This window comes from Paenibacillus sp. Soil750, assembly GCF_001428045.1.
In the GTDB taxonomy this organism is placed as follows: Bacteria; Bacillota; Bacilli; order Paenibacillales; family NBRC-103111; genus Paenibacillus_E; species Paenibacillus_E allorhizoplanae.
The window spans coordinates 190,756-203,906 of sequence record NZ_LMSD01000023.1 but is presented as its reverse complement, the minus strand read 5'-3'; the positions used below and the strand labels follow the sequence as shown (position 1 = coordinate 203,906).

The following is a 13,151-nucleotide window of genomic DNA, read 5'->3' as shown; positions in this document are numbered from 1 at the left end:
CATTGCTATATAATGTACTCCTGTGTAGGTAACATCGTATGGATACAAGTCCACCCATGCGTAAAAACAGTCTTTCACCTACTAAAACGCTACTTTTCCAGTCAAAAGATCTGAAAATTCATATAGTACAGACTAAAACTGTCTTTCCTTTTTTTGATGATCCATATGTTAAATCGACTTTGTGGTTATTATTAAAAAATTTTATGCCCATGTCCAATACGTGTATATAGTAGTCATTACTAAAATATAATTGATGGATAAAGGGCTGCCGACTGGCAGCTCCTTCTCTTCTGTCTCAGGGAGATTAGCGGAGGAACCCGCCGAAACGAGCTGGGCACATTGCTGCGAGATGAGGTGAACTCTTGAATGCTATCATTTCAGTTGTCGGAGAAGGTTTATTGGCCGACTACGTATGCGGAGAGCTATTTGACCATTATCAGGTTGTTCGACAGACAGATTTCACTTCAGACATACCGAAAGCAGCGAAATTAGTTCTGGTGCTGCACGATGACTGGCCTTCCTCCGGATACTTCGAAGCTGAAGAGGCTCTGCAGCAGGCCGGCATCCCATGGTTGCGGGGTTTTATTTCAATGGATGAGGGCATAGTCGGGCCTTTGGTTCGTCCTGGTACGCCGGGATGCTCCCAGTGTGCGGATAACAGGCGTTTCACGGCGTCGCCTGGGGACATACAACGCGTAAAATCTTCGCCTTCAGGACTTTGGCATGCAGCTCACTTGCTGATTGCCGAGACGCAGCGAGTGCTAGGGGGCAGCCGAGCCCATACGGAGGAGCATATGTATATCGTTGATCTGGAAACGCTGAATAGCTCGCTCCATTTCATTCTGCCTGACCCACTCTGTGAGATCTGCGGCCATTTGCCCGACGATTCATCGGCGGCAGCAATCATTTCGCTCAAGCCGAGACCTAAGATAAGACCCGACAGTTACCGCAGCCGTCCGATAGACGACCTGAAACAACATTTGGCCAAAGACTATATGGATTCCCGGACCGGCGTTTTTAATGCGAAGATGCTTGACCTTGTGTCGCCGTTTGCCGGGGTTGGGGTTAACATGCCGTCGTTTCTGATGGGAGATGAGGTAACGGGAGGCCACAGCTTTTCTTATGCGGAAAGCGAATTAACCGCGATCTTGGAAGGATTGGAGCGACACTGCGGTATAACCCCCCGTGGTAAACGATCTGTTACTTGTGACAGTTTCAACCATGTTGCTGATCATGCGCTCGACCCCTCCAAGCTTGGGTTATACTCAAAGGAACAGTATACGCAGCCTGATTTCCCGTTCGAACCGTTTGATCCCGACCTCCCGATCGATTGGGTATGGGGTTATTCGCTAGTGCGAGAGTATCCGATCCTTGTTCCGGAGAGTCTTGCTTATTACAGTTCGGGATTCGGTGACAGTTTTGTTCAGGAAGGCTCCAACGGGTGTGCGTTAGGCGGAAGCTTAGAGGAAGCCATCTTATACGGGATTTTGGAAGTGGTCGAGCGCGACTCTTTCCTGATGACGTGGTACGCCCAGTTGTCTATCCCGCGCTTGGACCCCTGTTCTGCTAACGATCTGGAACTGAGGCTCATGGTCGAAAGGCTGGGCGCAGTTGCCGGATACGATGTACATTTGTTTAACATGACAATGGAGAATGGGATTCCGAGCATTTGGGTGCTCGCGAAAAGCATAGGCCCCGGAAAGATGAATCTTATCTGTGCTGCGGGAGCTCATTTGGATCCGGTACGGGCCGCCAAAAGCGCCATTCACGAATTGGCCGGCAGGTTTAACTTCCTGCAAGAGAATTTTGAGGAGAGACTGGAACATGTTAAGCAAATGCTCAACGATCCGTTTCTTGTTTTGCAGATGGAGGACCATGCCATGCTGTACGGTTTGCCACAGGCACAAGAACGGCTGCAATTTTTGTTGGACAGAAAACGTCCGATCAGAACGTTTGACGAGGAGTTCAAGCGTAAGGCAAGTCATGCGGATTTGACCGATGATCTGAAGGACACGATTGAGGTGTTTCGCCGCTTGAACCTCGATGTGATCGTCGTTGATCAGTCCTCGCAGGAAACGCTGCGAAACGGGCTGCATTGCGTAAAAGTTCTGATTCCGGGAATGCTTCCGATGACGTTCGGACATCACTTGCAACGCTTGACGGGGCTGAAGAGAGTACTTCAGGTGCCGGCGGATCTTGAATATGCGAAAGAGGCGCTGACTGCTGGACAACTCAATCCTCATCCGCATCCGTTTCTATAAGTCGCGATGGGTCCAGCCAACAAAACGTGGATTTCGCAGGCTAAGCCATTTTTTATACAAATAAACCGGGTTCCTATACGCTTAGGAATCCGGTTTATTTGGATCATTTTCACGAGTAGCGGATTAAACATAATCCCCTCCAAGTAGACTGTAGTGCATAATTCGCACTACCTACTTAAAGGGGACAATATCAGAATACCAAATTGATTAGCATTTATTGTTCCATAAAGTAATGTTGCTGTTTCCAGCCGAGAACCTCTTTGATCTTATCATTCGATAGAAAGCTAGCTCGGCCAGGTAAATGAGGGACATATTTAGCAAGTTCAGGCAAAAACCTATGGATCAGTTCTTCACTAGAAAGATCCGATGAAGTATCATCAGCTGCTAGAATAAGCGATTGCGCGCCAAGCCCGTCTTTCTCCACAGCCAATCTACAGGCTACTGCCATGTCTCTGACATCGATGTAACTCCATAGAATCCGAAGTCGTTTCTCTGGATTCGTGAAGTCATTCCTAACTCGTGAATAATCTTTCGGTTCCAATATATTTCCCAGACGAAAAGAAATAACCTGCATTCCTGTTCTTCTATGGAAAGACTCCCCTGTCATTTCATTAACCATTTTGGATAATCCGTAGCTATCTTCCGACTTCTGAGGATGGCTTTCATCAATTGGCAGGTAATTCGGTGCGAAAAATTGTTCTGCAAACACGATGCCATAGGATGATTCGCTGGATGCGAGTACTACTTTACGGATACCCAGATTAGCTGCAGCCTCCAAGATGTTGTACGTATTCATGACATTATTTCGAAATGTCACATCATTCGGATAAATAAAGGCTTCCGGTATTGCGGCGAAGTGAATCACTGCTTCCACAGGTTGTCTATCCCTGACACTATGTTGGGATAAGGCATTGTGAACCTGACCCAAATCGTTCAAATCTACAATCTGCGTCTTGCACAAGGGAACCTCTGGCAGTTTCCAATCCAAATTCAAAACCTCATACCCTTGTTCAACCAATTCTTTCACAATCCATTTACCAGCTTTACCACTTCCGCCAGTCACAATTATTCTCTTCTTCATTGTATATCTCACTCCAGTTCATCTTAATATTTTATTTGCTATTTTCAGGCTTTCTTGGCGAAATTATTCGAAAGCTATTTTACGAATTTCGGCAAGTGCGGGCTCATCCAGAGTCAGATCGATGGCTGGCAGTACACTTAAGATGTGGCTCGGCTTGCGAACACCTACAAGTGCACTAGTTAATGCTGGATGGGATAGAACATATGCGATGGCAAGCTGTGGCATGGTAACGCCGTACTTGCTCGCGATAACTTTCAGCTTCTCGACGCGGTCCACGTTTTTCCTCAGACCCTCCCCTGTATGTGCAGCATTGCGGGATCGCCAATCGTCATCCGAGAATTTGGTGTCGTAGGTATAATTTCCCGATAGAAGACCTGATGTGAGCGGGCTGTAGGCGACAACACCGATTCCTTTCTCCAGACAGAACGGCAGAGTCTCCTTCTCAACAGCCGGTCTCAGGATGGAATACGGTGGCTGAAGTGAATCAACATGTCTTACGGCGAGCGATGATTCCAATAACGAAACATTGTAATTGCTTACGCCGACATAGCGCACTTTGCCATCTTGTACGAGCTTATCCATGGCGCGCATCGTCTCTTCAGCCTGTGCGTTCGCATCCGTGTCAGGCCAGTGCATTTGATACAAATCGATATAGTCGGTACCAAGACGACGCAGAGATGCTTCCGCTTCGCGAAGGATAGAGTGGTAGGTTCCATTCTTGGAAATGCTTTTGTTCTCGTCCCAAACCAGACCGCATTTAGTCGCCAACACTACTTTGTCGCGGTCGCCCTTTAGCGCTTTCCCTATGACTTCCTCTGAATGCCCCAGACCGTAAACTGCCGCAGTGTCAAAAAAGTTGATCCCGTTATACAATGCGACGCGTACGCTCTCGACTGACAGCTCATCGTCCTGATTCCCCCAAGCGCTCGCCCAGCCGCCTCCCCCAATTGCCCAAGAACCGAAGCCAATAACTGATATTTCAGGGCCGTTCTTGCCAAGTTTACGATATTTCATGAGTTTAACTCCTCCTGTATCTATACTTTAAAGTATTCCGCTCTTAAATCACACACTTGCATACCGAGTCTAGCAAAAATACCAAGTGTATGATTGGAAAAACGCTCTCGAATCGCATCGATTCTTCCTTGATGAATTGTATAGATTCTCAATTCGTAAATCATTGATCATTTTACCTCCGATCGTCTATCCTTTATAATCATGGATAATCGATGTCTTCGGATCAAAAACATGGATCTGGTACAGATCAATGTAGTCCGTTCGCAAGCGGCGCAAACTACTTTCGAGTTCCTTTAGAATATGCTGACACGAGGAACCTCTGGTGTTCGGACCTTCTCCTAGTTTTATACCCACTTTGGTCGCAAAAAGCACTTACTTCACAAAAGTGTGTATTCTGCTTCAGGGAAGATATTCATCCTTCCCAACATATCATCTAACATTTTCAATTATAGATAGTCATTCCTGTTATGAGAAGAAGTGAAAATTTTTAAACTTAGTTACCTGAAGTTAACTGTAGCTTGAATGATATGCCTTCATACCCCAATCCTCATCATGACATCTTCACTTAGTTGATTTTCAAATAATCGATCGAAGAGATATTGATGCCGAAAAGTTTAACAAGGAGGGAACCATCCAGTATACGGGTCCGGCGATCCCTCCAGAATTTTCAAAAGATATTTTGACATATAGATGTGCCTAATCCACATAAAAAACTGCACCCCAATTGTTAGTTATATCTAACAATTGGGGTGCAGTTCACTTCGAGGCCTATCTTTATTGTTGTACTATAGCGACAAGCTCTACAATCAAAATGGGAGCCTATCATTGCTTATACACTTATTTATTCATTTTTGGATAATAAGTGAATCCCTGAAATCTAAAATTTCAGTTGTTCTTCTGATATCTCGTTGCACCTGGAGAGTCAAGATGAACTTTCCCGAGTCATTTCATGTCTTGCGCTTGCCTCCACTGCTCCTCGATGATTCTTTTGAACAGTAACGCTTGCTGCCATCGGTCGGAAACTTCATGTTCCTGCCCTCGCTTGTCTCGGTAGGTCATTGCATAAAAGTTCGGCGGTCCAAGCTCTGAGCAGAACGGAAATATATCTCCTGGCTTCGCTTGTTTAAGCCAATGCACCATACCTTTACGCCACCAGCGTGTAAAATGCACCACCATCGGATGATCACCATCCACGCCTATATCTACTTGAACCTGTTCACCGCTTGAAACACGGGCATGCATACCTGCAGAGCGCTCCAGTAGCTTATCGAAATAGACTTCAACCTTCTCATTCGTTCCTATGATTTCTCCAGCAACGACATAGTGAGATAAGTCGATCATCAATTTGAGATCAGGAAGGGCATCAATATAGCCTGCCGTACGAATTAAATCTTGCGTAACCGTTCCTCTATGCGTCTCAATAAAATGTGGAATACGAAATTCATCCGTTACCTTCAATAACGATTGCAGTAACTGAACAGCTTCTTGATCAATGACAAAAGAATCAAGTACCTGCGAATTGATATATTGTACACGGCCAAAGTCGTTAGCTCGCTTCATGATATCAATTAAGTCTTGCGGCTTGGCGGGAAAGGCAATCGCACTGAAGCTCAGTTTATAGCGGTCAAGCAAACGATGCCACAAGTCCATATCTGCAACAGATGGCAATAAATAGCTGACACCTGTAAAGCCCGCTTCAGCAATTTCCTCAAACTTCTGCTCCAGTGACCATTCTATTCCGTTCTCTCCCAATCCTTGCATGGCCCAAATGGCTTGTTGAACATCCAATTTTGGCGGATTAAGGGTCCCATCATTAATGCGATTCCAATTACTCATGTTTTACTCCTTAAAATGAGGATTTTGAATTCAAAAGCGACTTTAATTTCACATCCGGATTTGCTAAGACTGTAGGATCGAGTACTGCCTGTTTTTGGATCAGCATTTCTGCAAAACGAATATCCTTGGCAATCTTTCCGTTCAATCCTACAGCGCTGGCCGAAACCGATTGCCAGTACCTACCTCGGGTTCCGCAGCCAAAGTCGCCCCCATCGGCATCAGAGATACAAGTATGGTTACAACCGCTACGAGCGCAAACAGGCGTCTCCAATATTGCCAGCTTTTTAATGCCGTGTTTCGTTTCATTACACTTCCTCCTTTGAAAGTAATTGATCATAAGTTAAAGTAAGCGCTTTCGATAGTAATTTTAACAATGGTATAAATTTGCGTATATATCACTTTTCAATGATTTCTTGTACTTTCTTAAAGGAGCAAATGCCTACGAACCCACCGTGACACAAAAGCAAATAGCCCTACGATTTCTCGCAAGGCTAAAATCTTCTTTAGTTTTTTATTATGGTTACACCTCTCTCAGTGCTTCCTCCACGGAAAGCATTTTGCCCGTTCTCGAAGATACGGCTGCAGCATGCACCAAGCTTTGCGACTTCAAATAATCTCTTCCGCTAGGTCTTGGCTCTCGCTTCTCCTTCAAAGCAGCAAGAAATTCATCTATCGACAGCACGTTACCTACCCCGTCAAAGGTGTACACTTCATCGGCTTTTCCTTCTTTCATAAGCTGCACTCGATTGCTTGTCACCGCAATCGCGCCTTCCGCACCTTCGAAACGCCAATCGCCGTACCATTCGGTTAGTTTTCCCTTGGCCATCATGTTGCCGTGATAATCCACGACCGTCCCGCCGTCAAGCTCCATCCAAGCGCTAAGGTGGATCGTCGTCGTATCCGTCCAGCTACCAGGTGGATTGCTATTCATGGCGAACACTTTCACGGCTTCCTGACCGGTAAAATAACGGATCATATCGAAATGATGAATAGTAACATCTTCCAGCAGTCCGTTTGCCAGCCGACCGAAATAAGGAACGGTTACGACATGATAACGGTCGAATTCAATGTGTACCGATGACAAATGTCCGATGACGCCGCTGTCTAAAAGCTCCTTCGCCTTGAGCACCGGAGCGAAGAAACGGTAATTCTCGGAAATCATGAACGGAATGTTTTTCAGTTCAGCCTGACCGACAATATATTGCGCGTCCGTAATATCGTTCGAAATTGGCTTCTCGCAGAGCACCGGCAGGCCATGCGAGAACGCGATCTCGTTAATCGTAGTGTGAACGTGAGGAGGTGTAACATTAATGACGAAATCGGGGCGTTCGCTGATAATCGCTTCTTCCAAAGTCAAATAAAACGGTGTTTCCGGATCAATCGTTTCCCGAAGTTGGACGTTTGATTCAACAACACATACCGTCTGCACACCCGGATGACTTCTTAATCTCTTGTACCACCCTAAACCGAAGTTTCCTAAACCAACTAGAACTGCCTGCATGCTACTCATCCTCACTTATCTTTATTAAAATTGATTTTTGTTTCGTGACGGCCCTGCATGAAACCAGACGACGACGATAGGATCTTCGACGCTTGAAATGAGATGATGATCCTCTCCCGGCTCAATAATAACGACATCTCCCGTCTTAACGGGATGCATGATTGAACCTGCTTGTTCTTTGATTTCAACCTCGCCCTTGCCCTGCATGATCAGGAAAGCTTCGCAATCTTCATGCACATGATAGTCGATCCCGCCCGGCCCGTCGTTCGTATGGGCGCGTGCTCCTGGCTTCTCGAAGGCAAGTCCACCGTAAGAAATGTAATCCCCCGGCATGATGTCTTTCAAAATATGTCCTTCCATAACATCGGCGAGCTGCTGTAATCGATACGTTCTCATTTGAAACCACTCCTTATGAAATATGGTTCGATCTTTTAGGATTCTCGATAAATTCTCACTCTGTGATGGCAAAGACGAACGACTCGTCTGCACCGGTCGCAAACTCAAACAATGAACCGCTCAAACGCTTAACTTCACGGCCTCCCTGCACTACGGACACTTGCCGTTCCCCCCAAGGGTTGCGCATTCTGCAAATACCGCCGAGCGTGGATTCAATACTTAACGAAACGATAACACCTTTTCGGATCTCAGACGTAACTTTAAAACCTCCGTGACTCCAAAGCGAGAATTCCACATCCCACCCATCAGGGACTGTGGGGAACACGTTAATGATCGGCTCTTTGCCAGGGGTGCCGGGCCCGCTTTGACAGAGTGCAACCTGTAAGGCGTACGCCACATTTCCGAGCCTCTGTGCGCTGATGGCGTTGACACCCTCCCGTACCGTCAGCCGATTGTCGTAATATTTGATTTTCCCCGTATCTGCATAGTAGCAATATTCACGATCGGCATTCACACATTCCAGCTGCGCCACTACAGCTTGTTTAAAGCCTTCGGCCACTCCCATACCGGCTAGCATGACGGCAACGGACGACATTTCGGACACAGCCTTGCTCCAGTCACCACCCAGCATATTCTGTTGAAAGGCTAGGGTGCTTTTGCCTGTTTGGAACCAATCCAGATTTTCGCTCGCGGTCTCTAAGGAACAAAGAATAAAATCCCGCATCGGATCGTTTGCGATTTCCCGCCGATCGTCAAGCACATGACCGATCGCCCCAACCCAAACAGGCTCCTCATCTTCTTTTGTTCTAAAGACAGCCTCAGGATGATCGCTTCGCGGGAGCGGAGCCAGGTTGCGATAAAACTCATCCCACACCGGCCACATGTCTTTATCCACACCCAATATATGAGCGGCTTTCAGCAGCACAGGCATAATCCCGTGAAGCGAAGACATCACTTGAATCGTATCTTTGCCCCCAATGTACTTCTCACCGCTGATCGTATTGTGCATATGGTATTTGCCATCATCCTCCTTTCGCAAGTGCGGATAATTGCGCAGGAATTCCGCCGCCCCTTTGATCATCGGATATGCCCGATCCTCCAGCCATGCCCTGTCTTTGGTGAATTCATAATAATTCCAATAATGATAGGCGATGCCCGCTATGTTCCAAAACATATGGGTTGTGGATCCGAAAGGGCCCCAGCTCTTATCGGAATAGACCAGATCCCCGTCTACCCATGATTCGTGTCCCTTCCAGTTCCAACGGCTCTCATGCGGATGCTTTTTATGTGCATATTGCTTGAATCTTTCGGAGCGTTCCTCCCAAGGCTTATGAAGCAAGTAAAGCTCTCTCATTTCGGAGGCAATATCTTCGGGCAGCTCATCCACACCGTTAAACCATACAGTTTCGGGAATATAGATCCCCTTGCTGCCCCACTGCTGCTCCGCCGCTTTGGCGCACGAATCGTACATACCCGAATACATGTCGAAATAGGGCTGCATCAACTCATAGTGACCTGTTGCCAGAACCGCATTGTAATATAACCTCAGGTTGCTCCACCATTGCATAGCTCCCCAGTGTCTAAAGTCACCGCGCGGGCTCAACAACATGCCGCCGAAGTTGGGAGCATATTTGCCGCCTCGGGAATTTGACGCCATCAGATACACATAGTACGTGTAATGCTTCTCCACCAACTCGGCGCTGCCGTCATCGCTGCTCAGGCGAATGAATGATTTTTGCCAAAACTGGTTCCACCAAAGCTTATGCTCCTTCAACAAGCGCTCATAGCCCGCTTTTCTTGCTGCTTCTAATTGATTTATTGCCAACGCTGAGACGTCCACTGTTTCATCAAAGGTAGCGCTGCTTGCTATGTAGACTTCGAATCTTCCCGTACCTGGTTTAATGCATAAGCGCATTTCCGTCTCATTCGGCTGCCCAAGTACTTTGCTCTCTCTAAAATCAGTGACCGGCGCCCTTCCGCCAAGTTCATCGTTCATCCGGATGATCCCTTCGCGGTCAGAGATTCCGACCGCGACCGCCGAGGAGCAGTAATAGCTGCCCTCCCTGAATTCCTGCTTCAAGATCATCACGTCTTTGTGCATGATGAGTTTGGAAACCGCCGTATGACTCTTCGTCGCGACTTCCGCAGGCCGGAGCATCTTCAACTTGATGTTGATGCCTTGCGGGCTTTTCCTTCCATCCTCGACCTTAAAGGCATACACATCGCTGTGGTCATAAGCAATCGCTTCGAGAGCAACTCCGTTACCGTGGATGGAGGCCGTCGCATCGTATAAACTTAAATGCTGGCGAACCGTTCCGTCCTTAAACACGTCTTCCCCGTAATCCACAAAATCGATGTCGACGAAACCGCAAGCGTAGCCGTAATCCAGATGCCTTTGATTGAAGCTGTTCGTCGAGCGGTCATTGGCAAACACATCGACGCGATTTACCTGTAATTTCACAGCAGACGGGGATGTCCAAAGAAGACTTCCCATTTTTCCGTTTCCGATCGGCAGACCGCCTTCGTTTCTTTTGACGGTGTGTTCGTAGTGTAAATCTCCGCGAGACACAAGCTCTCGATAATTCATACCTGAATTCACGCTCCAAGTCTGTTATTTCTTATATTTGTTGTACAGCTCAGTATATTCCTTGATAACGTCGGCGCCGCCCGACTGCTTCCATTTCTCAAGCTCTTTACCCCAGCCCGCTTCGTCGATGACGCCCATGATGAACTTGATTTTCGCGTCGTCGATGATTTTCTTATTCGTCGACAGCTTTTTCTTACTATCATCGCTTAGGATGAGTCCGTACGATGCGTCCGCAACGCCGTACTGTTTAATTTCCGCAAGCGCATCCGTCGCCTCTTTCGCAAGCGGCGTTCCGTTGTTGATCAGGACCGAACGCATGGCGAGGTGTTGAATCGGCACGACTTCCTTGTTGTATTTGGTGTCGTCCAAAATCTTCTGTACGCCGTTCTCATCCTTGTAATGAACCCCATCAATGCCGAGCAGGACCGTTTTCACCAACTTGTCGTCGGCCATCTTGTCAAAGAAGCTCAAAATCTTCTTCAAATCCACTTCCGTCTTGACGCTCGACTTCGGAAACATATACATGCCCAGGAACCCGCTGCCCTTGGCAACCCGCTTTTGACCGGTCGTGGATACTAGCGCCGGGATGAAGTGAACGTCTGCGCCCGGCAGTGTCTTGCCTAGGCCGACGAACGTTTCGCCTCGGTAAGCTTCGACGATGTTTCCTCGGATGCCGATTTTCCCGTTGGTCCAATCCTCCGATACTTTGGCGCCCGGCACTGTGGCAAAGTCCTGGTTGAGGATCTTCTCGTCGTATAGCTTTTTCATGAATTTCAAATAGTCCACATATTCTTTGGACATGAAATCGGGAACCATCTGGTTATTGATATACCCCCAGCCATACGGCGCGCCGAACAGGAGCGGAAACGTATAGGTGCCCAAATCTTTATTTTCGGTGATGCCCCAAGTGTCCTTCTTCCCGTTTCCATCCGGGTCATTCAACGTAAATGCTTTTAGCAAATTATAATAATCATCCACGGTTTTAGGCTGCTCTTTAACACCTGCTTTATCCAGCCAATCTTTCCGGTAATACATGACGATCCTTTCCGGGTAACGACCCCGATAAAGACCATATATTTTTCCGTTGATCCGGGTATTGTTCAGTGTATCTTTATCTAGTTTGCTTAGGTTCGGATAGTCCTTCAAATAGGGCTCGACATCCCAGAAGAACCCGCTCTGTGCAGCGCTTACGATGACCGTATCCTGCGGATTGACAACAAGCATCGCCTGCGGCAGGTCCCCGGATGCCATCGATACGTTCAATTTATCCGTATAATTGGAGTTCAGCACCCATGTGATATCGAGCTTCGTATTCGTCTGCTGTTCGATATATTTCACAATGGGGTTGTCCGCTGTCGGGGGCTCTGCCGTTTCAAATTGGCTCATCATTTTGATTCGAAACGGCGTTGACGAATCCGTACCGACCGCGGACGGATTGCTGTTACTTCCGGAACATCCGGCCAATGCCGCGATAAGCAGCATCGACACCGCAGGTGCCATTCTCTTAAACCCTTTTCTCATAAAGCATAACCTCCATATTTTTATTGAATGGTTTTCCGCTCCCGAGCCGTCTTTCTTACTCTTTTACGGACCCGAGCAGCACGCCTTTCGCAAAATGCCGTTGCAAGAAAGGATATACAAGCAGAATGGGAACTGTAGATACGACTGTAACGCCCATTTGGATCGTTTTCCCGGGCGGAATCACCCCCTCGAAGTTGTTTGCGGAATCACCTATGCCGGTTTGTGACAAAAGGACAATTTGACGCAGCCATACCTGGATCGGAAACTTGCTTGCATCATTAATATAGAGAAGAGCGTTTAGAAATTGATTCCAATGCCCGACTGCATAAAACAACGTTAATGTCGCAATCGCCGGCATCGACAGCGGAATCACGATCATAAACAAGATCTGTGGATCGCTAGCACCGTCAATTCGGGCCGAATCCTCTAGTTCATCCGGTAGCTGAGCGAAAAAGTTTTTCAATATGATCAGATAAAAGGCGCTGATGGCCCCAGGAAGCAGAAGTGCCCCGTAAGTGTCGAGCAATCCTAGATTTTTCACGACCAAATAGGTCGGAATCATACCTCCGCTGAACAGCATGGAGAAAATGACCATCAGCATGACAGGCTTGCGTATCCGCAGCCGTTTATTTGCCAAAGGAAACGCCATCAAGGCGGTAAGCACAATGTTAATGGCCGTTCCCGCAACCGTGATGAAAATCGTGACCCATAATGAGTGCGGAATCGTATTCGTGCTGAAAATGTACCGGTAAGCGGCGAGTGAAAACGTCTCCGGGATGATCACAAAGCTTTTCTGGAGAGCTTCCTTGGGAGCTGCGAACGAGCCGGTCACGTTGAGCAGAAACGGAACGACTGTAATCACGGCCATCAGAAATAAAAGAAAATAATTAACGCTATCGAACAGCTTACTGCCCCATGATCTGTGCATATCTATGCCTTGACCTCCTTTCCTGT

At 47.3% G+C, this 13,151-nt stretch carries 10 protein-coding genes and 1 pseudogene; 1 reads left to right on the top strand and 10 read right to left on the bottom strand.

Going from position 1 to position 13,151, the window contains the following annotated elements; all coding sequences use genetic code 11:
* The first annotated feature begins 362 nt into the window (after window positions 1–362).
* The gene (locus ASL11_RS21145) at window positions 363–2,261 is read left to right on the top strand and encodes a TOMM precursor leader peptide-binding protein (RefSeq protein WP_056619250.1); all 1,899 of its coding nucleotides are present in this window, start codon (window positions 363–365) and stop codon (window positions 2,259–2,261) included.
* A gap of 214 nt (window positions 2,262–2,475) precedes the next feature.
* Here ASL11_RS21145 and ASL11_RS21140 read toward each other — a convergent pair whose 3' ends face one another.
* From ASL11_RS21140 to ASL11_RS21105, 10 genes and pseudogenes are all read right to left on the bottom strand, one after another.
* A complete protein-coding gene (locus ASL11_RS21140) occupies window positions 2,476–3,342 on the bottom strand; it encodes an NAD-dependent epimerase/dehydratase family protein (RefSeq protein ID WP_056619245.1) in 867 nt (288 codons plus the stop codon).
* 63 nt (window positions 3,343–3,405) lie between these two features.
* Window positions 3,406–4,356, bottom strand: coding sequence for an aldo/keto reductase (locus tag ASL11_RS21135; protein ID WP_056619242.1), 951 nt, complete (start codon window positions 4,354–4,356; stop codon window positions 3,406–3,408).
* A gap of 207 nt (window positions 4,357–4,563) precedes the next feature.
* Window positions 4,564–4,728, bottom strand: a pseudogene (locus ASL11_RS35930) (aldo/keto reductase); the annotation flags it as partial.
* A 570-nt stretch (window positions 4,729–5,298) separates the two neighbouring features.
* Window positions 5,299–6,192, bottom strand: a complete 894-nt coding sequence (locus ASL11_RS21130) for a sugar phosphate isomerase/epimerase family protein (protein WP_056619239.1) — start codon at window positions 6,190–6,192, stop codon at window positions 5,299–5,301.
* Window positions 6,193–6,339: 147 nt separating this feature from the next.
* Entirely contained in the window at window positions 6,340–6,498 is a 159-nt protein-coding gene (locus tag ASL11_RS36605) for a hypothetical protein (protein ID WP_157256999.1), read from the bottom strand.
* A gap of 214 nt (window positions 6,499–6,712) precedes the next feature.
* Window positions 6,713–7,693: a Gfo/Idh/MocA family protein gene (locus tag ASL11_RS21125; protein WP_056619236.1), complete on the bottom strand. Its 981-nt coding sequence runs from the start codon at window positions 7,691–7,693 to the stop codon at window positions 6,713–6,715.
* A gap of 24 nt (window positions 7,694–7,717) precedes the next feature.
* Window positions 7,718–8,089, bottom strand: coding sequence for a cupin domain-containing protein (locus ASL11_RS21120; RefSeq protein ID WP_056619233.1), 372 nt, complete (start codon window positions 8,087–8,089; stop codon window positions 7,718–7,720).
* A 55-nt stretch (window positions 8,090–8,144) separates the two neighbouring features.
* A complete protein-coding gene (locus tag ASL11_RS21115; protein WP_056619230.1) occupies window positions 8,145–10,676 on the bottom strand; it encodes a glycosyl hydrolase family 95 catalytic domain-containing protein in 2,532 nt (843 codons plus the stop codon).
* Window positions 10,677–10,700: 24 nt separating this feature from the next.
* Window positions 10,701–12,197: an extracellular solute-binding protein gene (locus tag ASL11_RS21110; protein WP_056619227.1), complete on the bottom strand. Its 1,497-nt coding sequence runs from the start codon at window positions 12,195–12,197 to the stop codon at window positions 10,701–10,703.
* Between the two features lie 55 nt (window positions 12,198–12,252).
* Window positions 12,253–13,125, bottom strand: a complete 873-nt coding sequence (locus ASL11_RS21105; RefSeq protein WP_056619223.1) for a carbohydrate ABC transporter permease — start codon at window positions 13,123–13,125, stop codon at window positions 12,253–12,255.
* Window positions 13,126–13,151: the final 26 nt, after the last annotated feature.